General features: G+C 70.7%; 23 protein-coding genes and 1 tRNA gene. 10 read left to right on the forward strand and 14 right to left on the reverse strand.

What is annotated here, in order from left to right:
• Window positions 1–9: 9 nt before the first annotated feature.
• The 6 genes from BCD49_RS01370 to BCD49_RS01395 form a co-directional block, all read right to left on the reverse strand.
• Window positions 10–480: a VOC family protein gene (locus BCD49_RS01370; RefSeq protein ID WP_007514390.1), complete on the reverse strand. Its 471-nt coding sequence runs from the start codon at window positions 478–480 to the stop codon at window positions 10–12.
• A gap of 33 nt (window positions 481–513) precedes the next feature.
• Window positions 514–1701 (reverse strand): cytochrome P450, encoded by a 1188-nt coding sequence (locus BCD49_RS01375; RefSeq protein WP_007514388.1) that lies wholly within the window; start codon window positions 1699–1701, stop codon window positions 514–516.
• A complete protein-coding gene (locus tag BCD49_RS01380) occupies window positions 1701–2666 on the reverse strand; it encodes a TIGR03621 family F420-dependent LLM class oxidoreductase (RefSeq protein ID WP_071041028.1) in 966 nt (321 codons plus the stop codon). The genes BCD49_RS01375 and BCD49_RS01380 overlap by 1 nt, the downstream gene beginning before the upstream one ends.
• 79 nt (window positions 2667–2745) lie before the next feature.
• Window positions 2746–3516 carry an SDR family NAD(P)-dependent oxidoreductase gene (locus tag BCD49_RS01385; RefSeq protein ID WP_007514385.1) on the reverse strand — a complete coding sequence of 257 codons (771 nt, stop codon included), beginning with the start codon at window positions 3514–3516 and terminating at the stop codon, window positions 2746–2748.
• On the reverse strand, window positions 3513–4256 hold the full coding sequence (locus tag BCD49_RS01390) for an SDR family NAD(P)-dependent oxidoreductase (RefSeq protein ID WP_007514383.1): 744 nt from the start codon (window positions 4254–4256) through the stop codon (window positions 3513–3515). The genes BCD49_RS01385 and BCD49_RS01390 overlap by 4 nt, the downstream gene beginning before the upstream one ends.
• 133 nt (window positions 4257–4389) lie before the next feature.
• Window positions 4390–5589 carry a cytochrome P450 gene (locus BCD49_RS01395; RefSeq protein WP_071041029.1) on the reverse strand — a complete coding sequence of 400 codons (1200 nt, stop codon included), beginning with the start codon at window positions 5587–5589 and terminating at the stop codon, window positions 4390–4392.
• Window positions 5590–5845: 256 nt separating this feature from the next.
• On the opposite strand from BCD49_RS01395, the gene BCD49_RS01400 reads away from it, so the two are divergent.
• The 4 genes from BCD49_RS01400 to BCD49_RS01415 all read left to right on the forward strand — a co-directional run bounded on the left by BCD49_RS01400 (window position 5846) and on the right by BCD49_RS01415 (window position 10051).
• Window positions 5846–7063, forward strand: coding sequence for a CaiB/BaiF CoA transferase family protein (locus BCD49_RS01400; protein WP_007514379.1), 1218 nt, complete (start codon window positions 5846–5848; stop codon window positions 7061–7063).
• Between the two features lie 125 nt (window positions 7064–7188).
• Window positions 7189–8481 (forward strand): amidohydrolase family protein, encoded by a 1293-nt coding sequence (locus BCD49_RS01405; RefSeq protein ID WP_007514377.1) that lies wholly within the window; start codon window positions 7189–7191, stop codon window positions 8479–8481.
• A gap of 378 nt (window positions 8482–8859) precedes the next feature.
• Window positions 8860–9600: an SDR family NAD(P)-dependent oxidoreductase gene (locus BCD49_RS01410; protein WP_007514375.1), complete on the forward strand. Its 741-nt coding sequence runs from the start codon at window positions 8860–8862 to the stop codon at window positions 9598–9600.
• 13 nt (window positions 9601–9613) lie between these two features.
• The gene (locus tag BCD49_RS01415) at window positions 9614–10051 is read left to right on the forward strand and encodes a nuclear transport factor 2 family protein (RefSeq protein ID WP_083401182.1); all 438 of its coding nucleotides are present in this window, start codon (window positions 9614–9616) and stop codon (window positions 10049–10051) included.
• 639 nt (window positions 10052–10690) lie between these two features.
• On the opposite strand, the gene BCD49_RS01420 is transcribed toward BCD49_RS01415, so the two are convergent.
• Window positions 10691–10766: transfer RNA gene (locus tag BCD49_RS01420), tRNA-Arg, on the reverse strand.
• Between the two features lie 188 nt (window positions 10767–10954).
• Window positions 10955–11644 (reverse strand): metal-dependent transcriptional regulator, encoded by a 690-nt coding sequence (locus tag BCD49_RS01425; protein ID WP_007514373.1) that lies wholly within the window; start codon window positions 11642–11644, stop codon window positions 10955–10957.
• A 169-nt stretch (window positions 11645–11813) separates the two neighbouring features.
• Between BCD49_RS01425 and BCD49_RS01430 the strand changes: the two genes are divergently transcribed.
• Window positions 11814–12038, forward strand: a complete 225-nt coding sequence (locus BCD49_RS01430) for a DUF3039 domain-containing protein (RefSeq protein ID WP_071041030.1) — start codon at window positions 11814–11816, stop codon at window positions 12036–12038.
• An 81-nt stretch (window positions 12039–12119) separates the two neighbouring features.
• On the opposite strand, the gene BCD49_RS01435 is transcribed toward BCD49_RS01430, so the two are convergent.
• Window positions 12120–13340: a C40 family peptidase gene (locus BCD49_RS01435; RefSeq protein WP_083401183.1), complete on the reverse strand. Its 1221-nt coding sequence runs from the start codon at window positions 13338–13340 to the stop codon at window positions 12120–12122.
• Between the two features lie 402 nt (window positions 13341–13742).
• Between BCD49_RS01435 and BCD49_RS01440 the strand changes: the two genes are divergently transcribed.
• The 4 genes from BCD49_RS01440 to BCD49_RS01455 all read left to right on the forward strand — a co-directional run bounded on the left by BCD49_RS01440 (window position 13743) and on the right by BCD49_RS01455 (window position 19990).
• Entirely contained in the window at window positions 13743–15086 is a 1344-nt protein-coding gene (locus BCD49_RS01440) for an ammonium transporter (RefSeq protein ID WP_007514370.1), read from the forward strand.
• A gap of 268 nt (window positions 15087–15354) precedes the next feature.
• Window positions 15355–16911: an ammonium transporter gene (locus tag BCD49_RS01445; RefSeq protein WP_083401212.1), complete on the forward strand. Its 1557-nt coding sequence runs from the start codon at window positions 15355–15357 to the stop codon at window positions 16909–16911.
• A gap of 40 nt (window positions 16912–16951) precedes the next feature.
• On the forward strand, window positions 16952–17293 hold the full coding sequence (locus tag BCD49_RS01450; protein ID WP_007514368.1) for a P-II family nitrogen regulator: 342 nt from the start codon (window positions 16952–16954) through the stop codon (window positions 17291–17293).
• 231 nt (window positions 17294–17524) lie between these two features.
• Window positions 17525–19990, forward strand: a complete 2466-nt coding sequence (locus BCD49_RS01455; RefSeq protein WP_007514367.1) for a [protein-PII] uridylyltransferase — start codon at window positions 17525–17527, stop codon at window positions 19988–19990.
• 64 nt (window positions 19991–20054) lie between these two features.
• Here the strand turns inward: BCD49_RS01455 and BCD49_RS01460 are convergent, their stop codons facing one another.
• Both BCD49_RS01460 and BCD49_RS01465 read right to left on the reverse strand, forming a co-directional pair.
• Window positions 20055–20888: an SDR family NAD(P)-dependent oxidoreductase gene (locus tag BCD49_RS01460; RefSeq protein ID WP_007514366.1), complete on the reverse strand. Its 834-nt coding sequence runs from the start codon at window positions 20886–20888 to the stop codon at window positions 20055–20057.
• A 212-nt stretch (window positions 20889–21100) separates the two neighbouring features.
• Entirely contained in the window at window positions 21101–21583 is a 483-nt protein-coding gene (locus tag BCD49_RS01465) for a DUF1003 domain-containing protein (protein WP_035924249.1), read from the reverse strand.
• An 84-nt stretch (window positions 21584–21667) separates the two neighbouring features.
• On the opposite strand from BCD49_RS01465, the gene BCD49_RS01470 reads away from it, so the two are divergent.
• Window positions 21668–22303 carry a DUF6328 family protein gene (locus BCD49_RS01470; RefSeq protein WP_007514364.1) on the forward strand — a complete coding sequence of 212 codons (636 nt, stop codon included), beginning with the start codon at window positions 21668–21670 and terminating at the stop codon, window positions 22301–22303.
• Here the strand turns inward: BCD49_RS01470 and BCD49_RS45765 are convergent.
• From BCD49_RS45765 to BCD49_RS01485, 3 genes are all read right to left on the reverse strand, one after another.
• Window positions 22241–22969, reverse strand: coding sequence for a helix-turn-helix domain-containing protein (locus BCD49_RS45765; protein WP_007514363.1), 729 nt, complete (start codon window positions 22967–22969; stop codon window positions 22241–22243). The genes BCD49_RS01470 and BCD49_RS45765 overlap by 63 nt on opposite strands.
• Before the next feature lie 348 nt (window positions 22970–23317).
• Entirely contained in the window at window positions 23318–23680 is a 363-nt protein-coding gene (locus tag BCD49_RS01480; RefSeq protein WP_007514362.1) for a cupin domain-containing protein, read from the reverse strand.
• A gap of 5 nt (window positions 23681–23685) precedes the next feature.
• On the reverse strand, window positions 23686–24132 hold the full coding sequence (locus BCD49_RS01485) for a MerR family transcriptional regulator (protein WP_007514361.1): 447 nt from the start codon (window positions 24130–24132) through the stop codon (window positions 23686–23688).
• Between the last annotated feature and the right edge of the window lie 33 nt (window positions 24133–24165).

Here is a 24165-nt window from a genome sequence, read left to right on the forward strand (position 1 = left end):
CGCGCGGGCTTAGAACGGTGGGAACGGTTTGGTGGTGTCCTGGACCAGTTCGATGCGGGTGCCGTCGGGGTCGGCGAGAAACACCATGTCCATCGCCCCGCCGGGCACGTCGATGTGGACCCGGGTGTCCTCCGGCAACGTGGCGCCGAGTGAGACCAGATGCCCCGCGACGGCCGCCAGGTCGTCGACGTAGAACGAGAGGTGCGTGAGCCCGTTCTGGTTCCTGCGCTGCAGTGGCGTTCCACCCGCGGCCGGGGTCGTCCAGCCGATGATCTCCAGCCGGGTCGCCCCCTTCCGGCTGATCTGGGTCCGGGCCTTCATCGGCGGGCTGACCTCGGCGAGCGGGGCGAATACGTCGCCCACCGGCCATCCCTCGGCGAGCTCGAATCCGAGCCCTTCGGTGTAGAAGCGCAGTGACTTCTCGTAGTCGGACACGCAGATGCCGACGTGGGAGAACACAGCGCCGTCGATCACGGCCATTGCTGACTCCTCGGTTCGCTGGGGTGGGGGCGCTCAGCCGACGACGGCCGGCATGCTGTCCCAGCCGCGTACGGTCGATGCCGGGGACCGGACGGCGCTGTCGAGATCGATCTCCCAGTCGGGCCAGCGGTTGAGCACCTCGTCGAGCGCGATACGGGCCTCGAGCCGGGCGAGTGCCGCGCCGAGGCAGTAGTGCGCGCCCTGGCTGAAGGCGAGGTGCTTGTCGATGGCACGGTGGATGTCGTAGCGACCGGGATCGTCGAAGTGCCGCTCGTCGCGGTTCGCGGCGGACAGCATGAGCAGCAGCCGGCTGCCGGCGGGAACCTTCCGGCCATGGAAGGTGAGGTCCTCGGTGACGTAGCGCGCGACGTTCGGCGAGGAGGTCTCGAAACGCAGGAGCTCCTCGATCGCGTTCGGAATGAGGGAACGGTCGGCGACGAGCTCGCGGCGCGCGCCGGGATGCTCGCCGAGGACCTTCCCCATCCAGCCGAACAGACGTCCGGTCGTGTCCACGCCGGCTGCGGAGATGACCGCGAGGAAGATCTGCAGCTCGTCGCGGTGCAGGCGGCGGACCCGGCCGTCGACGTTCTCGAACTCGACCTGGAGCAGCTCGGTGATCAGGTCGTCCGACGGGTTCTTCTCCCGCCACGACACATACTCCGCGAAGCCGCCGCCGGAGAAGTACCGGTCCTTCCGCACGGCCAGCGGCTCGCCGGGGGTGTTGCGCAGCGAGCGGTGGGCCTTGTCCCGCACGACCGGCTGGTCGGAGTCGGGAATGCCGACCAGCATGCCGATGACCCGCATTGGCAGTTGGGCGCCGAGGTCGAGGAAGAAGTCGAACCGGTCGCCGCCGACCAACGGGTCCAGGCAGGCCTGGCAGAAGGCGCGCACCCGGTTTTCGAGCGCCTTCATCTTCCGCGGGGTGAATGCCCGGGAGACCAGCGCGCGGTGCACGGTGTGCAGGGGCGGATCCTCATTGATGAACACGCCGTGCGGCATTGTCGGGTCCGCCTTGATGACCTCGAGGATGTTGCCCTTGCCCGAGATGAGCCGCCGGTGGTCGCGCACCGCGGCCTCGACGTCGTCGAACCGGCTCAGCGCGTAAAAGTCGTGGCGCTCGTTGTAGTACAGCGGTGCCTCGTCCCGAAGCCGCTGGTAGACGGGATAGGGATCCTTCGCGATCTCCTGGTCGTACGGGTCGAAGTACAGCGCGTCGGTCATCACTTGCCCTGTAACCGGCCGACGAGAGGCGCGAAGGTGTCCATCGCGTTTTGGGGCACCGTGACGTAGCTGGTGCCGAAGTTCTCGCGGTTGTCCCGCAGCCGCTGTTCCATCTCGTCGAGCGTTCCCACCAGCACGTTGGGATGGTCGGGCAGGACGTCCGCGTCAACGGAGATCCAGCCGGCGATGTCCTTGTAGGCCGCCGCCGGGTTGTCAGTGAGAATCGTGAAGTAGGGCGAGCCCTCGATCTCCAGATCGGGCAGCCGCCCGCCCGCCGCCGCCCGCACGAGCCCGTACCGGTGGGCGGCCTCCTGCTTGGGGGTGAGCCCGGCCGCGTTGACTGGGTCGAACGGCACGTTCGAGATGCTGACGATCTCGGCCTCCCTGGCCGCCAGCGAGAGCATCCGCTTCCGGTTCCCGCCGATCATCAGCGGCGGTCGCGGCTTCTGCGCGGGCAGCGGCAGCCCTCGGTAGCCGCTGACGTTCACGTGCTCGCCGTGCAGGTCGATCGGCTCGCCCGACCAGTGGGCCTTCAGCAGTGCGATCACCTCCTCCAGCTTGTCGACCCGCGTCCTGCCGGGTGCGAAGGGGAGGCCGAGAGCCTTGTACTCGTTCTMCTGCAGACCGGCGCCGATGCCCATCTCGAGCCGGCCCTCGGAGAGCAGGTCGATGGTCGCGGCCTCCTTCACCAGGGCCGCGGGCACGTGGTAGTCGATGCAGAACACCCGGCACCCGATCCGCAAGGTCGACGTGACCGCCGCGGCCCCCGCCATCGCCGCGATCGGCGCGAGGTGCTGAGGTGGCAGGCTGCACGCTCGGGCCGCCGGGCCGGGCCCGACGTAGTGGTCGGCGACGAACAGCGTCGAGTATCCGAGGTCCTCGATCTTGCGGGCGAGGTCGTACCACTCGCGCGCGGACGTCGCCCGCGTCCCCTGGACGGCGAAACGAAACGGTCTTGTGGTCATTGCCCTCACCTGGGTGGTCGCCCCATGGGCCGGAGGCCGTCGCTCTCCGGCTCGGCGCGGTGTGTGCCGGACGGTCGTGTCAGATGCCTGCGGGTCCGGGGCCGCCGTGGACGTAGAGGGTCTGGCCGGAGCAGAAGCTGGCGGCGTCGGAGGCGAAGAACAGCACGGCGCTGCCGATCTCCTCGGGTTCACCGAGCCGGCCGGAGCCGTTCATCAGGCCGATCGCCTCCGGGTCCAGCCCGTAGCGGGCCGCGTCGTCGGTCAGTGTCGCGGCCCGGACCGCTCCGACGGCGATGCAGTTGACGCGGATGCCCTTGCGGGTCCAGGCGGCGGCCATCGAGGCCGTCAGGTTGTTCACCCCGGCCTTGGCCGCGCCGTAGGGCGCGGCCTGCGGCATGCCGAGCAGGCTCGCACCTGAGGAGATGTTCACGATCGCGCCCCTACCGGCCGCGAGCATCGGGACGGACGCGGCGCGGGACAGGAACCAGACGGAGCCGAGGTTGAGCGCCAGGACTTGGTGCCACTCGTCCTCGGTCCACTTTCTGATCGATTTGGTCTCCGCGCCGCCGGCGCAGTTGACGAGGATGTCGAGCCGGCCGAACTCGGCGACGGTGGCGTCGACGATCCGCTGGCACTCCTCGGCGCTCGTCACGTCGGCCGGCAGGGCGATGGCGCGCCGGCCCAGTGCTTCGATCTCCTTCGCGGTCGACTCCAACGGTTCCAGGCGGCGGGCGGACAGCACGACGTCCGCGCCGTGCTCGGCCAGCGCCAGCGCCGAGCCGCGGCCGATCCCGGTGCCGCCGCCGGTCACGACGGCGACCTTTCCCGCCAGCGAGAACCTGTCGTTCACAGGACCGCACCTCCATTGGCGGCGATGACCTGGCCGGTGATGTAGCCAGCGGCCTCCGAGCACAGGAAGGCGCACGTCGCGCCGATGTCGTCAGGCGTCCCCACCCGGCCCGCTGGGATCATCCGGGCGATGACCTCGGTCTTCGGCAGATTCCGACCACTTTGCTGGCCGCGCAGCAGCGGGGTGTCCACGGCGAACGGCGGAATCGTGTTCACTGTGATCCCCTTGGCCGCGTACTCAAGTGCGACGGTCTTGGTGAGGGCGATCACGCCGCCCTTGGTGGCCGAGTAGTGGCCCTGTCGGGCGGTGCCCGTCTGGCCCGCCGCCGACGAGATCGTCACGATGCGGCCCCAGGAGGCCGCCGCCATGTCCGGGATCGCGGACTGGATGCAGTGGAAGGTGCCGGTGAGGTTCACCGCCACGAACCGGTCCCACAGCTCGAGGGAGATCTCCTCGAACGGGGTGAACCCGGAGATCGCCGCGCTGGTCACGAGGACCCCGACAGGCCCGAGCTTGGCGCGCACCCGGTCGAACGCCGCGTCGACCGACGCGCGGTCCGCGACGTCGACCTCGACCGCGGTCGCCGACGCTCCCACGGCGCGCAGTCGTTCCGCCACCTCCTTGGCAGCGGCGCCGTCCAGGTCAAGGACCGCCACCCGGTGCCCGGCATTCGCCAGGTGCTGGCAGATCGCCAGGCCAAGCCCCGATCCGCCGCCGGTGACGACAGCCACTCGTGTCATGTAACCGTTCCCTTTCAGTACAGGGCTTCCCGCCGGCCCGCGTAGGCAGCAGGATCAGCGATCGCAAAGTCATCCGCCGGCACGCGCCGCTCCGGTAGCAGGCGCGCCGACGAGTTCGGGCGGTGGACCCTGATCACACTGATCTGCCGATGAGGGCGGGCATGGAGTCCCAGCCCCGGACCGTCGAGGTGGGCGCGCGGCGGGCGGCGGACAGGTCGACCTCCCAGTCAGGCCACCGCTTGAGGACCTCCTCGAGGGCGATGCGCCCCTCCAAGCGAGCCAGCCCCGAACCGAGGCAGAAATGCGCGCCGTGGCCGAACGTCACGTGCTGACCGAAGTCGCGATGGATGTCGAACCGCTCGGAGTCGGGGAACTGCCGCTCGTCGTGGTTGGCCGACGAGAGCATGAGCAGCAGCGCGCTGCCTGCCGGGACCGTCTGCCCGTGGAATTCGGCGTCCTCGGTGACGTAGCGGGCCACATGCGGACCGGGCGGCTCGTAGCGCAGCAGCTCCTCGACCGCGCGCGGGATGAGCGTCGGGTCGGCGACCAGTTCGGCGCGCTGGTCGGGATGCTCGGCCAGCACCTTGCCTATCCAGCCGAACAGGCGGCCGGTCGTCTCGACGCCAGCCCCCGCGATGACGCCGACGAAGATCTGAACCTCCTTCCGGGTCAGCGTGCGCACCGTCCCCGACAGGTCGGTGAACTCCAGCGTGAGCAGCTCCGTGATGATGTCGTCCGACGGGTTGTCGACCCGCCACTTCACGTACTCGCCGTAGTTCCCGCCGTCGAAGTACTTCTCCTTGGTGACCGGCAGCGGCTTGCCCGGCTGGTTGCGCAGGGCCCGCTGGGCGGTCGACCGTAGCGACGGCTGCTCCGAGTCGGGAATGCCGAACAGCATTCCGATCGTGYGCATCGGCAGCTCGGCACCGAGGTYGAGCACGAAGTCGAACCTGTCCCCACCCACCAACGGGTCCAGGCAGGCCGCGCAGAAAGCCCGGATCTTCTCCTCCAGCGCCTTGATCTTCTTCGGCGTGAACATCCGGGAGACCAGGGCGCGGTGGATCGTGTGCAGCGGYGGGTCCTCGTTGATGAAGATTCCCGGCGGCATGACGGGCGCGGCCATGACGACCTCGAGGATGTCGCCCTTCGTCGAGGTCAGGCGKTTGAGGTCTTTGAGGGCCGCGACGACGTCCTCGTAGCGGCTGAGGCCCCAGAAGCCGAGGCGCTCGTTGTGGTACAGCGGCGCCTCGTCGCGCAGCCGCCGGTAGACGGGGTACGGATCCGCGTCGATCTCGACGTCGTACGGGTCGTAGTAGAGGTCGCCTGCGCCCACTGCCTGGCCTCCCTGGACATCTCTGTACGAACGTATAGCATCGTGCCCTACGTTCGTACAGGTCGGAGTTCCGAGGAGCAAGCGGACCTTCGCCCGCTCCTCAAGGGCGGAGGAGGCCCATGGGCTGGGGAAGCTCCGTTTTGCTTGACGCCACCACCCGAGCACAGCGCGCACACGCGTCCACGACGGCTCCCGACCGCCGGTAGCCGAGCTCACCCGAGCGGGATCTCATCAGTCGCAGAGCGGAGAAATCGCGATGACCGCGGTGATGCAGGGCGTCCGCGTCCTGGAGGTAGCCGAGCACACGTTCGTCCCGGCGGCGTCCGCGCTGCTGGCCGACTGGGGCGCGGACGTCGTCAAGATCGAGCACGTCGAGCGGGGTGACGCGATGCGCGCCCTCGGGTCCACCGGCGTCGCGACCATCTCCTCCGACGTCCATGTGCTGCTCGAGCACTCGAACCGGGGCAAGCGCAGCCTGGGTCTCGACCTCACCTCCCAGGAGGGCCTGGATGTCCTCTACCGGCTGGCGGCGCAGTCGGATGTGTTCCTGACCAACAAGCTGCCGGGCGTCCGAGCCAAGCTGAAGATCGACCTTGAGGACATCCGCGCGGCCAACCCGAACATCATCTACGTCCGTGGGACCGGTCAGGGCGAGCGCGGACCGGACGCGGACAAGGGCTCGTACGACTCGCTGGCTTTCTGGTCCCGCGCCGGCCTCGCCGTCGGCGTCATGCAGCCGGAGTACGGCCACGTTCCGGTGCCACCGGGACCGGCGTTCGGGGACTCGCTCGGCGCGATGACCATCGCCGGCGGCATCATGGGCGCGCTGTACCACCGGGAACGCACCGGTGAGGCCACCGTCGTCGACGTCTCCCTGCTGGGCACCGGGATGTGGGCCATGGGCGCCGCGATCGCGCTGTCCATGCAACTGAACATGCCGTGGAAGCCGCCACCGGTCGCGGCCACCCGCGCCAACCCGCTGGTGATGAACTACCGGACCAAGGACGGCACCTGGCTGGCCTTGTGCTGCCTGCAGGCGACCAGGTACTGGCCGCCGCTGTGCGACGTCATCGGCCGACCGGAACTCGCGGCGGACCCCCGGTTCGCCGACCACGAGTCCCTGGCGGCCAACAGCGGCGCGGCGATCGACATCCTCACCGAGGCGTTCGCCAGCCGCACGCTAGACGAGTGGCGGGTCGCACTCGCCGACTTCGCGGGCCAGTGGACGGTCGTCCAGGACACCCTGCAGGCGGTCGACGACCCACAGACCGTCGCCAACGGCTACATCCAGGAGTGCCACACGGCGGCCGGCGCGCCGTTCCGGCTCGTCGCCGCGCCCGTCCACTTCGACGAACAGCCCACACCCGCGAAGCGGGCACCCCAGTTCAACGAGCACGGCGACGACCTCCTCGCCGCGCTCGGCCTCGACTGGGACACCGTCATCGACCTGAAGGTCCGCGGAGTCGTCGCCTGAGCACGGCCGAAAGAACGACGCACGGCCCGCGGGCCGCCGCCCCGACATCTCCAGGGCTTCGCGATCCCGGGACATCGCGGACGGCGACCCACGGGCCCGGGCGACCCACGACGGAGAGGACCGCCATGAACAAGGACGACCTGATTCTGATCAGCGTCGACGACCACGTCATCGAGCCCCCGGACATGTTCACGGGCCGGCTCCCGGCGAAGTACACCGACGACGCCCCGCGGATCGTGCGCCTGGAGGGCGGCGCAGACATGTGGAAGTTCCGCGACACCATGATCCCCAACGTCGCGCTCAACGCGGTCGCCGGCCGGCCGAAGTCCGAATACGGACTCGAACCGCAGGGGCTCGACGAGATCCGCCCCGGCTGTTACGACGCCGCCGAACGGGTCAAGGACATGAACGCCGGCGGGATCCTCGCCTCGATGAACTTCCCGTCGTTCCCCGGCTTCGCCGCCCGCCTGTTCGCGACCGACGACCCGCAGTTCTCCCTCGCCCTCGTCCAGGCCTACAACGACTGGCACATCGACGAATGGTGCGGCGCCCACCCCGGCCGGTTCATCCCCATGGCGATCCCGGCCATCTGGGACCCGGAGCTCTGCGCCGCCGAGGTCCGCCGGGTCGCCGCCAAGGGCTGCCACTCGCTCACCTTCACCGAGAACCCGGCGACGCTCGGCTACCCCAGCTTCCACGACCCCTACTGGAACCCGCTGTGGCGGGCCTGCTGCGACACCGGCACCGTCCTGTCGATCCACATCGGCTCCTCCGGCAAACTCGCCGTGCCCGCGCCCGACTCGCCGCCGGACGTCCTGATCACCCTGCAGCCGATGAACATCGTCTCCGCCGCGGCCGACCTTCTCTGGTCCCGGGTGCTCAAGGACTTCCCGGACATCCGGATCGCCCTGTCCGAGGGCGGAACCGGCTGGATTCCCTACTTCCTGCAGCGCGTCGACCGGACCTTCGACATGCACGCCACCTGGACGCTGCAGGACTTCGGCGGCAAGCTCCCCTCGGAGATCTTCCGGCAGCACTTCCTGACGTGCTTCATCTCCGACCCCGCCGGCGTCCAGATGCGCGACCAGATCGGCATCGACAACATCGCCTGGGAGTGCGACTACCCCCACAGCGACTCCATGTGGCCCGGCGCCCCCGAGGAACTCCACGCCACGATGGAGACGTTCGGCGTACCCGATCACGAGATCAACAAGATGACCCACGAGAACGCCATGCGCTGGTACTCGTTCGACCCGTTCGCCCACATCCCACGCGAACAGGCCACCGTCGGCGCGCTCCGCGCGCACGCCGACGGCCACGACGTCTCCATCCGCGCCCTCAGCCACCATCAGATCGACCCGGCCGAACGCCTCGCCGCCTACACGGCCCAGCGGGACTCGATGGCCGCTGGACGCTGAGGGCGGTCGCCAGTTGGCGGGCCGCGGCACGCCCCGGCGTCGCGACGTACGCCGACCTGCCAACCACCGCCTCCTGTCTCGTCACGATGCACCGACCGGCACGAGGCGCTGACCTCCACTGCCCGGGCCACATCCCGGGGCTGGCCAGGACGGTGGGCTCGCGGCGACGCTATCGCTCGCCCCGAGCGACTGCTGGGCTCCGATGAAGGAGCCGGATGTCCAGGAGAACGGAAGCGGACGGGGCCGGACGCACGCCTGCGGGACAGTGAGCGTGCCTGTTCCGACAGATCAAGACGGCATTCCAATCAGGCCGGCGCACGGCGGCGCGCCTCCGGGCGTGTCGCCGGCGCCGCCGGAAGAGGAAATCGGAGTAGAAGCATGGGCAAGTTATCCGGCAAAGTCGCCATCGTCACCGGCGCCGGTTCCGGTATCGGCCGATCGGCGGCATTCCTCTTCGCGCGGGAAGGCGCGCGCGTCGTGTGCGCGGACGTGAGCGGGCGGGAGGCGCTGACGGCCAAGGCGATGGGCGAGGCGGCCGTCGCGGCCCATGTCGACGTGACGTCCGCCGCCGAGGTGGAGGCCATGGTGAAGATTGCGGTGGAACGCTTCGGCCGGCTCGACGTCATCTTCAACAACGCGGGAGTATCGAGCCCGGTCCTCCCACTGGCCGAGACGACCGACGACTATTTCGACGCCATCATGGCCGTGAACGTCAAGGGTGTATATCTCGGAATGAAGAAGGCTATCCCGGCCATGTTGGCGACGGGTGGCGGTTCGATCATAAATACGGCGTCGGCGAGCGGCCTCGTCGGGTGGAAAGGCCTTTCTCTGTATTCCGCGTCGAAGGGCGCCGTCGTGCAGATGACGAAGTCCGCAGCCCTCGACTACGCCAAGAAGGGTATCCGGATCAACGCGCTCTGCCCCGGGCTTACCTGGACGGGCCAGGCAGGAGCGACGGACGACTCGGCCCCGCCCGCGGATCTGGTGCCACCAGCCCCGGTCGGCCGGTGGGGAATGCCGGACGAGCTGGCCGCCGCGGCACTCTTCCTGGCCAGCGACGAGTCCTCCTTCGTCACCGGCACGGCCATGGCCGTCGACGGCGGTTACACGGCTCGTTGAGAGGAGCGCAGGCATGRACCTCGCAGAGATGGCCGACATCGAACAGATCAAGCAGCTCAAGGCGCGGTACTTCCGGCTGATGGACACCAAGATGTGGGACGAGTGGCGTGACGTCTTCACCGAGGACGTCACTGTCTGGGTAGCCGACGTGCCAGACGTGACCTTCGCCGGACGCGACAACTTCGTCGGAACGATGAGCCGACAGCTGGACAAGTGCATCAGCGCCCACCACGGCCACATGCCGGAGATCGCGGTCACCGGACCGGAAACGGCCACCGGAATCTGGGCGATGGAGGACTACGTCCAGATGTTCACCGACGCCTCACGCACCGACCTGAAGGCCACGCTGCGAGGCTACGGCCACTATCACGAGAAGTACCGCCGCGGGTCTGACGGCCGCTGGCGCATCCAGGAGGTGCGCCTGCACCGCCTGCACGTCGATCTTTCCTGACCGCATCGCGGCCAGGACGCGGCGCGAGAGACGGCGCGTCGCGCCGGCCGCTCAGAGGCCTTCGACCGGGGCTGCCGGCTCACGCCAACCGGTGGCTCCGGCCCAGGGCCACGACAACGATCGGTGGCCTCTGGGGTGACCGTCCCCATCACCCCTACGCAAGCCATCAACGAACAGGTTGCCCCGGCACGTTCTCGATCCTGGCCCGGCGGCCCGCCGTGTGGCGACCGCGGGTGTCCTCCGACGTCGCAGCCGCCGGCACCTCGGCGAGGCGGAGGGTTCGCATGGCCGCAACATGGTCGTCCGGGCGAGGCTCGAACCGGCCACCGCAGCCCTGACCAGTACCGATCCATTCGTCGGGGGTTCAAAGCGATAGATCGTAAGCCGCATTTGTGTAGGTCGGACGCATGATCGGCAATATGGTGGTCCGGTTGGGGCTCGAACCCGAAGCTGGCGCGATTGGACTGACGGGGCTGTTACCCCGGAGGGCTCGGACCTACGGCGGCTTGCGATGTGCGAAACCGCTGGTAGAGGCGCCGGTCGGCGCGCCTGAGGGTGAGCGGCAGGGTTAGGACGCAATATTGCTCACCTAGTGTGACCAGCACGAATAACGCGAATAGCGCGATGAAGATCGTTCTTTGGTGCCCCCGGCAGGAATCGGACCTGCGGCCTACCGCTTAGGAGGCGGTCGCTCTATCCACTGAGCTACGAGGGCTTGGCGGTCTCCGCGGCCGCAGATCATCCGGGGTGGGATGATCACAGGTCCGCAGCGACCAAACTAGAGTACGCCGCCTGGGCGGCGACTCGCGGGCAAGGTCGTTCCACGCCGGACTCTACGGTCGTTCCGTACGCGACCTCGGGAAGCACGGGCCGGCCGTGGGGCTCGTGCCTCGCCGGCGGAGGTCAGGTCAGGAGCGGGTCGACGTAGACGAGGGACGCGGTGCGGCGGTCGATCTCGGAGGGCGCGTCGGTCTCCTGGCGGATGCTGACGAGGTCGCCGTGGGACTCGACGACGATCGGGGCGCCGGGGATGATCCCGTTTTCGTGCAGTCGCCTCATCGTGCCCTCATGAGCCTGGAGCCGTTCGGAGATCCAGCCGACGGTGACCGGCCTGCTCTTGCCACCGGCGAGGTCCGCGCTGGCGAGGAGGCTGGTCGGGTTGCCGTTGCCGCCCGTGAGCTGGTCGGTGGGCGGTGGGATCTCGTTCCCGAACGGGCATCGCTTGGGATCGCCGAGGATCACCGTCAGCCGGGCCTCGACCTCGTCGGAGATCACGTGCTCCCAGCGGCAGGCCTCGTTGTGGACCAGGGCCCAGTCGAGACCGATGATCTTCGTGAGTAGCAGCTCGGCGAGCCGATGCTTGCGCATCACCGCGGTGGCCCGGAGGAGCCCCTTCTCGGTGAACTGAACCGTCCGGTCCTCGGCGAGGGAGACGAGCCCCTCATGCGCCAGCCGGGCCGTCGACTCGCTGGCGGCCGGAGCACTGACGTGCAACCGCTCCACCAGGCGCGCGCGTAGCGGCGGGATGCCCTCTTCCCGTAGCTCATACAGGGTACGGAGGTACATCTCGGTACTGTCGATCAGTGCAGTCACCGGTCTCCTTCGTCCGCTCCTAAGAGTACGCCGCCATCGGCCGGGGCAAGAGCCGTGTGGGCCGCGTCGAGGGTGCCGATCGGTCCCCCGGGTGCGGGTGTCCTGCCCGTGCTCCGGCCCCGGCCGCCCAGAGGGTGGCCAACCAGCCGTCGCGACCTACACTCGACGGGTGAGCACGACGCRGATCCGGCCAGAGACGTCCGACACGCGTACCGGCGAKGGGGACGACCACGCCCACTTCGCCCGCCGCGAGGAGATCGTCCGCGCGTCCATCGAGGGCGGTCGGGTGACCGCTCTGTGCGGGTACAAGTTCGAACCAGTCCGGGACCCCCAGCGATTCCCGGTCTGCCCGCGCTGCAAGGAGCTCGTCGACCTGGCCGAGGAGTTCGGGTAGTCGGGTAGTTCGTAGGGGCTGTCGCGAGCTCCGCCCGCCGTCGGGCCGAGCTGGCGCCAGGCTGGGCTGGGCCAGGCTGGCTCAGCCGGCGGGGCGGACGGCCCCCTGGAAACTGGACCACCAGACGTTCTCGACGCGGACGACGGCGCCGGTGTGGGGCGCGTGGATCATCTGGCCGTTGCCGATGTAGACGCCGACGTGGTCCAGCGCCGCGTTGAAGAAGACCAGGTCACCGGGGATGAGCTGGTCGCGGGACACGTGCCGGCCCGCGTTCCACTGGTCACCGGTGTAGTGCGGGAGCTGGGCACCGGCCTTGGCCCACACCCACTGCGTCAGGCCCGAGCAGTCGAACGCGTCCGGCCCCTCGGCCCCCCACACGTACGGCTTGCCGATCTGCCGGTACGCCTCGGCGACGGCGACCGGCGCCCCGCCCCCTCCGACCGGCGGGGGCGGGGCGCCGGTCGCTGCCGGGGCGGGTGCGACCGGGGTGGCGGCGAAGGCGTCGCTCGCCTGCTGGACCAGGCCGGACTGCTGACGCAGCCTCGCCTGCTCGGCGGCGGCGGCCTGGGCGATCCGCGCCGCCTCGGCGGCGGCGGCCTGCTGCCGCGCCCGCTGCGCCGCGGCCTCCCGTTCCCTGGCCTGACGCTCCAGGTCGGCCTGCTTGGCCACCAGACCGTCGAGCAGGGTGCGCTGCCGGCCCGCCGATGCCTGGATGATCCGTTTCTGGTCGGTGACGGCGTCGAAGGCGCTCTGCGCGTCCGCGAGCGTCGTGCGGGCGGTGGTGCGGGCCTCGGTCAGGTCGACGCGGGCGAGCCGTTCCCGGCTCTCGGCGGTGTGGGCCCGGCGGCCCAGCGCGTTCAGCGCGCCGACCCGGTCCAGCACGCTGCCCGGGTCGCCGGTGAGGATCGCCGAGAGCGTGTCCAGTCCGCCGGCGCGGTACGCGGATGCCGCGAGCCCCCGCCTTTCCGCGACGGCGTCCCGCACCGCGGTATCGGCCCGGTCGACGCGGGCTTCGGCGTCGTCGACCGCGGCCCTCGCCTTGCCGAGCCGGATCCGACCCGCGTCGAACGCCTCGGTGGCTTCCGTCAGCTTGGCGTCGAGATCCGCCAGCTCGCCGCGGGCCGCCGCGATCTGGGCCATGATCCCGTCGATCGTCTCGGACGAGCCGCCGTCGTCGTCCCCCGTCGAGGAGCCTCCCACCGAGGCACCCCCGCCGGGCGCCGGAGCGACGGGATTAGCCCACACCGGGGCCACACCGGGAGCAAGGATCAGCCATCCGGAGATCAGGAAACCCAGCGACACCCGGGCGCCGGACGATCGGCCGCGCCGAGTGGGCGGATACCCGGCGCGTTCGAGCCAATTCTTTGTCCTCGGTGAACTCCGAGACAGACCACTGCCCCTATGGGAGCCCTCCGACGGCGTGGTGCGCACGGCGCGTCACAGTAACTGTCTGAAGTTGTGTGGTCACGCATCCGCGCCGGGGGACACGGAGGGTTCCGAGGTACCCACAGTTGGCACACCCGAGTCGACCACGAACCGCCCAATTTGGCGAATTCACACACAAGAAACAGGGCAGTCACTGGCCTGGAACACGCCGTGAAGAACCTTCGACACCGGAGGATCCGGGACGAGTGCCGCGGGCAGYGAACCGGTGGACGTAGTCCGCGCGGCCGCTCGCGCGGGGGGAAGAACGACGGGAGAGATATGTCCCAACAGGAACTAACGGACGCTGTCACTAACGCGGGGCTGTCTGCCAACGACGCCTGGCTGCTCGCCAGCGCGGCGATGGTGCTCTTCATGACGCCGGGTCTCGCGTTCTTCTACGGTGGCATGGTCCGCACCAAGCACGTCCTTGGCATGCTGATGCAGAACTTCTTCTGCATCGGCATCGTGACGCTGCTGTGGACGCTGGTCGGCTACAGCATCGCCTTCGGGCCGGCGACGAACGGCTTCTTCGGCGGCTTCGACTTCGCGGCGCTGCAGAGCATCGGCGACCACGTCACGGCCGTGTACAACCCCGAGGGTGGCGGCGTACACACCGTCGTCTTCATCGTCTTCCAGATGATGTTCGCGATTATCACGCCGGCGCTGATCACCGGCGCGAGCGCGGACCGTCTGAAGTTCGGCGCGTTCGTCGTCTTCATCGCCCTGTGGTCGATCCTGATCTACTCGCCGGTCGCGTACTGGGTCTGGAACGTGAACGGCTGGCTGTTCAAGAAGGGCGCGCTCGACTTCGCCGGCGGCACGGTCGTCCACGCGAACGCCGGTGCCGCGGGTGTCGTCCTGGCACTCGTGCTCGGTCGCCGCAAGGGCTGGCCGGGTGGGGACTTCCGTCCGCACAACGTGCCGTACGTCGTCCTCGGCGCGAGCATCCTGTGGTTCGGCTGGTTCGGGTTCAACGCCGGTTCGGCCCTGGGCTCCGGCTCGCTGGCCGCGTGGGCGTTCCTGAACACGCAGATCGCCACCGGTGTGGCCCTGCTCGCATGGGTCGCGGTCGAGTGGCTGCGTGACGGCAAGCCGACCACCCTGGGTGCTGCCTCCGGTGCCGTCGCCGGTCTGGTCGCCATCACCCCGGCCTGTGGTTTCGTCTCGCCGATGGGCGCCATCGCGGTGGGCGCCATCGCCGGTGCCATCTGCGCCCTGGCCACCTCCATCAAGGGCAAGGTCGGGATCGACGACGCGCTCGACGTCGGTGCCGTCCACCTGGTCGGTGGTGTTCTCGGCGCCCTGCTGATCGGCTTCTTCGGCACCGTCGACGTGAACGCGGCCGGCAAGGACGGCATCTTCTACGGCGGTCCATGGAGCGTTCTCGGCTACCAGGCGCTGACCGTCGGTGCCACGGTCGGTTACTCGGCCGCCGGTACCGCGATCCTCGCCCTGTTCGTCAAGTACGTCCTGAACGGTCGTCTCAGTGACGAGCACGAGGAGATCGGCCTCGACGAGGCGCAGCACGGCGAGACCGCGTACCGGTTCAGCTCGATCGGTGGGGCGGGTTCCGCCTCGACGACCGTCGCGCCGGTCAAGGTGCCTGAAGAGGCGCAGGCCTGAACCCACGGGCCGGCGTCGCGAGCCTGACCGGGGTGAAGGAGTCCAGCTCGCAGCCCCGGTAGGTACACAGCACGGAGGGTGGGGGTGTGTCGGTTGCGGCCGGCACACCCCCACCTTCTTGTGGCGACCTGGTCGCGTCCAGGCATGATTCGCGCCGACTGCCCGGCGCGTCCCGATACCTGGCCGCATGTCCTTTGGGTACCCGGTGAGGGGGTCGCGCACACCCCCGGGCATGCTGCCGGAGCTGGCGCGGGACCGGGGGAGGCACATGAACGCGCAGATCGTTGATCCGCGGCTGCACGGAGCGATCGTCGATGCGCACCTGGCCGCGAACGGCGCCTGGCTGCTCGTGAGCTGCGCGCTGGCGATGTTCGCGGTATTCGGCCTCGCTCTTTTCCACGGCGGCCTGGCCCGGGTCCACCACATCCTGAGCGTTCTGACGCAGAGCCTGATCTGCGTCGGGGTCGGCACGGTGCTGTGGGTACTGGTCGGCTACACGATCGCGTTCGGGCCCGCTGACAACGGGATATGGGGCGGCCTCGGCGCGTTCGCGCTGCGCCACCTCGGCGACCCGGTGACGGCGCCCTACACCGCCGAGGGCGGCGGCACCCCGACGGTGGTCGTCCTCACCTTCCACCTGATGCTGGCGCTCATCGCCGCCACGCTGGTCACCGGCGCGACGGCCGGCCGCCTCCGGCTCGGCGCGCTCGCCGTCCTCGTCACGCTGTGGCTGGCGTTGGTCTACGCGCCGGTCGCGCACTGGGTGTGGAGCCCGCACGGCTGGCTGTTCCGGCTCGGTGCGCTGGACTTCGCGGGCGGCACCACCATCCACGCGAGCGCCGGCGCCGCCGGCGTCGTGCTCGCGGCCGTGCTCGGCCCGCCCCCCGGCTGGCGACGTCTGTGGCGGGGCAGAAGGCGTCTCGCGGCCGACGCGGCCGACGCGGCCACAGCGCGACCCGCGGCACCCAGGCGTCGGCTGGGCGTCTCCAGCGGACTGCCGCACAACGTGCCGCTGGCCCTGGTCGGCGCCGGCATCGTCTGGGTCGGCTGGTTCGGGGTCACCGCCGGTTCGGCGCTCGGCTCGGGCCAGCTCGCCGGCTGGGCGTTCCTGAACACCCAGCTCGCCGCGGCCGCCGCGATGACCTGCTGGGTGCTCGTCGAATGGTTCAGGGACGGCCTGCCGACCCCGGTCGGCGCGGCGTCCGGCGCCATCGCCGGGCTGGTCGCCATCACCCCCGCGAGCGGTTTCGTGTCACCTTTGGGGGCCCTGGCGATCGGGGCGCTCGGCGGGGTCGCCTGCGCTCTCACCACGGCCCTCACGGGCAGGGCCGGGATCGACGACGTGTTCGACGTCGGCGCCGTGCATCTCGTCGGCGGCGTGCTGGGTACCCTGCTCGTCGGCGTGTTCGCCACGGCGGACACCGGCGGCTCGATCAACGAGGGCCTCGTCTACGGGGGGTCGTGGGGGCTGCTCGGCAGGCAGGCGCTGGCGGTCGTGTCCACGGTCGGCTACTCGGCGGCCGTCACGCTGGTTCTCGYGCTGGCGGTCAGGAAGGCCGTGGCCGGCCCAGGCGAACGTCAGGGGAATCCTGGCGGGCAGGTCGGCCGTGCGCTCGCCGCCGTTCGGACCCGGCGCTCGGAACGTTCGCTCGTCGCGCGGTTCAAGTCAATCCTTCGGCCCTCCCGAAACGACGGGGAGGGGAAGTCGACCGAGACTGATCGTTCGTGGCGAAAAGAAGACGCGAACTGGTTCACTTTGTCTGGCGATGACGGTAGCGTCGCCGCCGTCAACTCGGTCAAGATACCCGAGAGGACGCAGGCCTGAGTGAGGGGACACAGGCCTGACAAAAAGAGGAGGAAAAGTAATGACCAAGCTTGTCACCGCGGTGATCAAGCCGTTCAAGGTCGACGACGTCAAGGCGGCGCTGGAGACCCTGGGTGTGCACGGACTGACTATCTCTGAGGTTCAGGGCTACGGTCGACAGAAGGGGCACACGGAGGTCTACCGTGGCGCCGAGTACAAGGTCGACTTCGTCCCGAAGATCAAGATCGAGGTTGTCGTCGACGACGAGGCCGTGGAGGACCTCGTCACCGCGATCACCGGCGCGGCGCAGACCGGCAAGATCGGCGACGGCAAGGTCTGGGTGGTTCCCGTCGAGACGGTCGTCCGTGTGCGGACCGGCGAGCGTGGCTCCGACGCCCTGTAGCACCGGGGAGCGCCGGAGCCTCCGGATGTGACATCGCGAGACGTCTGATCGCTCCTCCTCTGCTTCGGTAGTGCGACCGTGATGGGCGGGGGCGGGCCGGGACCGGCCTGCCCCCGCCTTGTCCGCTCGTCGCGATGCGACGGCGCCCACCGCCGTCCCCGTTGACGAGCGGCACAGGCGTCCGTCGCGCAAGGATCTGACTTGTATGACGGATCTGGAGGTGGGCGCGCGGTGGAGCACGGGGAGTACGGGGTGGACGTGGCTGCCGGGTTCGCGGCGTTGCGCGGGCGGGACGGTGCGTTCCCGGATCTGACCGGAGCGCCGCTGCGGGCCGCGCTCACCGAGAGCGCCGACGCCGCGCTGCGCGCCCTGTTCGGCGAGCCGGGCACCGGCGTCGCCCTGCTCGCCGTGGGTGGCTATGGCCGCGGCGAACCGGCCTTCGGCACCGACCTCGACCTCGTGCTGCTGCACGACGGCCGGCGCGGCGACCGGGCCGTCGCCGCCGTCGCGGACGGGATCTGGTACCCGGTCTGGGACGCCGGTGTCGGCCTCGACCACAGCGTCCGCACGGTCGAGCAGGCCGTCGCCGTCGCCGACGGCGACCTGAAGGCGGCCCTCGGCCTGCTCGACGCCCGCCTGGTCGCCGGTGACGAGGCACTCACGGCCAGGCTCGCCGAGGCCGTGCGGACCCGCTGGCGCGCCAAGGCCAGCCGCCGGCTGCCCGAGCTCGCCGAACTGCACGCCGAACGCGCCCGCCGGTGCGGAGAGGTCGCGTTCCTGCTGGAACCCGACCTCAAGGAGTCCCGCGGCGGGCTGCGCGACGTGCAGGCGCTGCGCGCGCTCGCCGCCGCCTGGGTCGCCGAGACCCCGGGCGAACGGGTGCTCGCGGCCCAGCGGCTGCTGCTCGACGTCCGCGGCGAGGTCCGCCGCCTCGCCGCCGGCCGCGACCAGGACCGGCTGCTGCTCCAGGACGGCACCTCGGTCGCCGAGGCACTCGGCTACCGAGCCAGCCCAGCCGAGGCCGAGGCCGGCGACGATCGCGAACCCGCCCAGACCACCCAGCCCGGCGAGCTGGCCGACTTGGGCAGGCCGGGCGCGCTCGGGGAGCCGGACTCGTTCGCTCTCGCGCACGCCATCGCCGATGCCGGCCGGACGGTCTCCTGGACGTGGGACAGCACCTGGGACCGGGTGTCCGCGGCGCTGCGCTCCCGGTCGCGCTGGCGCTCACACAAGCCGATACGCCGCCCGCTCGCCGCCGGCGTCGTGGAGCAGGACGGCGAGGTCCTGCTGGCCAGGGACGCGGACCCCGCCGCCGACCCGACGCTGGTGCTGCGGGCCGCGGCCGCTGCCGCCCGAGCCGGCATCCCCCTGGGCCGGTTCGCCGTCGACCGGTTCGCCCGCGAGACCCCCCCGCTGCCGGACCCGTGGCCGGACGCCGCCCGGGACGCCTTCGTCGCGCTGCTCGCCGCCGGCGACAAGGCCGTGCCGGTGCTGGAGTCCCTCGACCAGGTCGGCCTGCTCACCCGGATCCTGCCGGAGTGGGCGGCGGTACGCAGCCGGCCCCAGCGCAACCCGTACCACCGCTACACCGTGGACAGGCACCTGATGGAGGCGGCGGCGCGGGCGGCCGAGCACACCCGCGACGTCGACCGGCCCGACCTGCTGCTGCTCGGCGCCCTCCTGCACGACATCGGCAAGGGCTACCCCGGCGACCACACCGATGCCGGCATCGTCATCGTCGAGAAGCTGGGGCCGCGCCTCGGCCTGCCGCCGGCCGACGTGGACGTGCTGATCGCGATGGTTCGCCATCACCTGCTGTTGCCGGACGCTGCGACCCACCGCGACATCGACGACCCGGCCACGATCGAGGCGGTCGCGGCCGCGGCCGGCAGCGCCCAGGTGCTCATCCTGCTGCAGAAGCTGACCGAGGCCGACTCCCAGGCGACCGGCGCCACGGCGTGGAGCGCCTGGAAGGCCCGCCTCATCGGTGACCTGGTCACCCGCGCGCTGGCCGTCCTCGGCGGTGGGCCGGTGCCGTACCCCGGCGAGCTGACCGACCGGCAGCGTGCCCTGCTCGAGCTGCCCGACGAGCACCTCGTCCAGGTCAATGGCCTGCCCGACGAAGGCATGTACGAGATCGTCGTGCTCGCGCCGGACCATGTGGGCCTGCTCGCCGTCACGGCCGGGGTGCTCGCGCTCAACCGCCTCGACGTCCGGCGCGCCTCGGCCCGGGGCGCGAACGGCCGGGCGCTGCTGCAGGCCGCCGTCGCCGGGCGGCACGGACGCGAGCCGGACGCGAGCCGGCTGCTCGCCGACGTGCGCCGCGGGCTCGAGGGCCGGCTCGACGTGGGCGGCCAGCTCGCGGCTCGTGAGGAGGCCTACGCGACCCGCCGCCCGTGGTACACCCCGGGGGCGCCGCGGGCGACGTTCGACGACTCCGGGACGAGGACGGTGCTGGAGGTGCGCGCCCCGGACCGGGCCGGGGTGCTGTTCCGGATCGTGTTGGCGCTCGCCGAGGTCGGCGTCGACGTGCGCACGGCGATCGTCGCGACGATCGGTCTCGACGTCGTCGACGCCTTCTACATCCAGGAATCCGACGGCGCCGACGTCGTCGGCGAGACCCGCCGCCGCGAGGTCGCCGACGCCGTGCTGACCGCACTGGCCACCGACTCCACCGCGCCGCCCGCGCAGGCCTGAGGCCGGCGGGCGGACCGGCGGAGCCGGCTCGTCGACCGGCGTAGCCGGCTGGCGGACCGGCGAACTAGTTGGCGGGCGAGGGCGACGGAGCCTGCAGCCGTTCGAAGGCGGCGATGACATCCGGATAGCGGCGGGTGCGGGCGCCGCCGTCGACGCTGTAGAGGCTGCCGGAGACATAGGAGGCCTCGCTCGAGGCGAGGAAGAGCACGACGTTCGCGATCTCCTCGGGCTCGGCGAACCGGCCGAGCGGGGCGTTCTCGACGTACTCCTCGACGACCCCGGGGACGTCCCAGAGCGGCGTCGTGAGCGAGGTGCGCACGAGGCCCGGCGCGACCGCGTTCACCCGGATTCCGTGCCGCCCCAGCTCCAGCGCCGCGACCTCGGTGAGCGCGACGACGCCGGCCTTCGCCGCGCAGTAGGCGCCCATGCCCCGGCCGGGCTGGACCGCGTTGAGGCTCGCCATCGCGACGATCGAGCCGCCGCGGCCGCCCGCGCGCAGCGCGGCACCCGCGTGCTTGATGGTGAGGAAGGCGCTGTTCAGGCAGAGATCGACGATCCGGCGCCATTCGGCGTAGTCGTGGTCGGGGATCTCCCCGACCGTGCCCCCGCCCGCGTTCGCGACCGCGATGTCGAGACCGCCGAACCGGCTGGCCGCGAGCTGGACGGCCGCGGCGACGTCCTCCTCGGCGGTGACGTCGCACCGGATGGCGGCGACCACCTCTTCGCCGAGCTCCGCCGTCAGCTTGCCTAAGCCCGTCTCGTCGATGTCCGCCGCGACGATCCGCGCGCCTTCGGCGGCGAGCTGCCGGGTCACCGCCCGGCCGATCCCGGACGCGGCGCCGGTCACCAGGGCCACCTTGCCCGCGACCCGTCCGTTCCCCTCGGTCTGACCGCTCATCGTGTCGTCCCCTCGCTTCCTGGCATGGCCGACGTCACAATCCGGTGATCAAGATGCCAGCCTGCCAGCCCGAAATGCCCGAAGCAAGCGACCGGAGCTGGCCGCGGACGCGCGGTTGCGCCAGGTATGGCGAATCGCCGCCCGGCCGGCTTCGGTGGGCGTCCGGATATCTGATGCGGGTGCGGGTGCGGGTGTCCGGGTGTCCCGGGGCGTCAGGGCGAGGGGGCGTCGCTTCGGCGGAGGATCTCCTGGACGCGGGTCTCGACCATGACCGGGTCGATGCCCAGCTGCCGGCCGATGTGCGCCGACCAGACCTCGGACCGCACGTTGGTCTCGTAGTCCAGATCCGCGCGCACGTTCTGACGGCGGGTGTCCCGATTCTGGCTGATCATGACGAACGTCGACAGGAAAATCGCTTCCAGGCTGACGATCATCGTCAGCAGGCCGTATGGAAACGGATCAAAGATGATCCGCTCGCCGAAAGCGCCCTGGTTGAGCAGGATCCAGGCGGTGAACCAGCCGACATGGAGGTAGACAAAGGACATCGAGCCGGCGAAGGCGGTGACGGCGTCGGCGAACCGTTCCTGGCCGGTCCGCCCCACAGCGAGCAGCATTCGCTCGTTAACGACCTTGGGATGAGTCTTGCCGTTGTGCGGCGGCGAGCTGGCGCCCGCGGTGTCCGGTGTGTGCGTCACGTTCCCATGCTCGCAAGCCGGGCAGACGGGGCGGTTCGGCGCCAAGGATTCGCCTCCGGCCGGCGGCGGGAAAGAGGGGATGACATGAACGAGCGATCAGCCGGCCGGTCGCCCACGGCCGCCGGTCGGGCCGGAGACCCGGCGGCGAGCGGTCAGGACACCCCGTCGATCGACGACGTGGGTCTCCGCCCCGGCGAGACGCTGGATCAGCGGCGGGACCGGAACTGGACGGAGCTGCTACAGGAGCTCCGCGTCGCGCAGACGGGCGTGCAGCTGCTGACGGCCTTCCTGCTGGCGCTTCCGTTCCAGCCGAGATTCTCGGATCTCAGCTCGGTCCAGCGGACGCTCTACCTGGTCGTCGTGCTGCTCGCGGTCGCGGCGACGGGCCTTCTGCTGATGCCGGTCAGCCTGCATCGGGCGGTGTTCCGCCGCCATCAGAAGGAACTGCTCATCCAGGCGGCGAACGCAATGGCGCAGGCGGGACTGGCGCTGCTCGCGCTCGCCGTCGCCGGCGTCGTCACCCTCATCTTCGACGTCGTCATCGGCTCGCTTGCCGGGATCATCGCCGGTGCGTTGACGTTTCTGGTCCTTGTCCTGCTCTGGGCCGTCATCCCCGGGATCATCAGAAAACAGGCGGACACGCGGATGCAGACGGCGTCAAAGCCAGACGCGGTGCCCCACGACGCGGGCGGGCACGCGGACCGGGACGACACCGCGTAGACCCGCCGGCCGAGCAGCATGCCCGCGTCCGGACAGGGCCGCCCGGGCGGGCGGCCGGCCCGGCGGCGCGGGAACGATCGGTGCCAGGGCCCGGCGGGGACCGAGACCGCCCGGCGGCCCGTAGCGGCCACGACGCCGAAGCGGGCGGACCGCCCGGGCCGGTGGGGTGTAGGCGGCACCGAGCTGGCAGGTCGGGCCCGACGGGGATGGCGGAGTCGGGATGGCCTGGTCGGCGGCGCGGACGAGACGGCTGGGGACCGTGGGGGACACCGGCCGCGCCGGCGCGGCCGGCCTGGCGGCCGGCGCCTTCGCGCCCGCCAACGGGCGAGTGGGCGCCTTCGAACCGGCCAGCGGCCGAACCGGCACCCGCGACGGCTCCTGGCGGGACTCCTGCCGGGACTCCGCGCTGGGCTCGCGCTCCACCAGCTCGCGGCGCACCTGCTCGAGCAGGTCACTCAGCCGGATGTCCAGGCCGCGGCATACCGCGGCGAGCACCTCGGAGGAGGCCTCCTTGCGGCCCCGCTCCACCTCGGACAGGTACGGGACGGATACCCGCGCGGCGACCGCCACATCACGCAGCGTCCGACCCTGGCCCATCCGGTAGTCGCGCAGCACGTCTCCGACGAGTCGGCGCAGCAGTGGCGGTGACTCGCTCGATTCCGTCATCCGTCGCCTCCCGCCGCCGCCAGCCCGTCTTGCTCGCCCTTCGGAGCCATCCAACCAGTCGGTCGGCCAGCTGTTCAGTCGGTCGGCCGGAGGGCGCCGCGGCGGTTCCCCCCGATCGTAGTCGGCGCCCTGCCCGCCGCGGCCCCGACGCCGACACTCCAGACCAGTAAGCGCAACTTGCTACCGGAGGTGACGGCGCATCAGCGCAGCGCCAAACAAGCCACCTCGCCAGCCCCGACTCGGTCCAGCCACCGTCACAGGCCTCGACCCGGAACCACGTGGGAGGGCGCTCAGCGCCCGACAGGCGGTACCCGGCGGCGGGCGCAAAGCGTCTGCCGCGGGGCCGCCTCAGGCGTCGCGGTGGACGGTGTCGGGGGCGAAGGCGGGCAGGCAGACCGAGATGTAGTCGGCGCCGTCGGCGCCGCGAGTGCTGTACCGCACCCATTCACCGGCCGCCGTGTGGACGGCCTCACCGGCACCGACCTCGATCACGCCACCGGAGTGCTCCACGGTGAGCGTGCCGCGCAGCACCAGCGTGTACTCGTCGAACTCGGGCCGCTGGCCCGGCTCCTCCCAGCCCCCCGGGCTGGTCATGTGCGCGATGCTCACACCGGACGAACCGGTGTTCACCTTGCCGACGTACTCCCGGATGATCTTCGGTAGGGTGCCCGCCGCCTCGACGATGGTCGGCTTCTGAATGAAGGTCGGCATGCGGACTACTCGCCGGCCGCGCGGCGGGCGCGGTGAGCGTCGTCGTGCAGGCCGTGCAGGAACGACTCCGCGATGCGGACCTGCTCCTCGAGCGAGCGCAGCTTCTCCTCGCCGAGGGTGACCCAGGTGTGAAGCCGGTCGAGCAGCTCCTCCCGCCGCTCGGGAGGAGTGCCGGCGCTCGTCGCCTCGTCGCGCAGGTCGATGAGGGCGCGCATCTCCTCGAGGGCGAAGCCGAGCGGCTTCATCTTCTTGACCAGGAGGAGACGGTCGACGGCCTCCTCGTCGTACAGCGGTGCCCCGGCCCCGTCCTCGGCGACGGCGGCGAGCAGGCCGGCTTCGGCGTAGAAGCGCGTCGTGCGCAACGACAGGGTGACCTTGTCCGCTACGTCGCCGATCGGGTAAACCTCGCGTCCGGCGTTGGCGGCGGACGGGATGCTATGCGTGCTGGACAACTGAACCCTTATCGATGCTGGAGGCGGGACGGG

Source organism: Pseudofrankia sp. EUN1h, assembly GCF_001854645.1.
GTDB lineage: Bacteria > Actinomycetota > Actinomycetes > Frankiales > Frankiaceae > Pseudofrankia > Pseudofrankia saprophytica.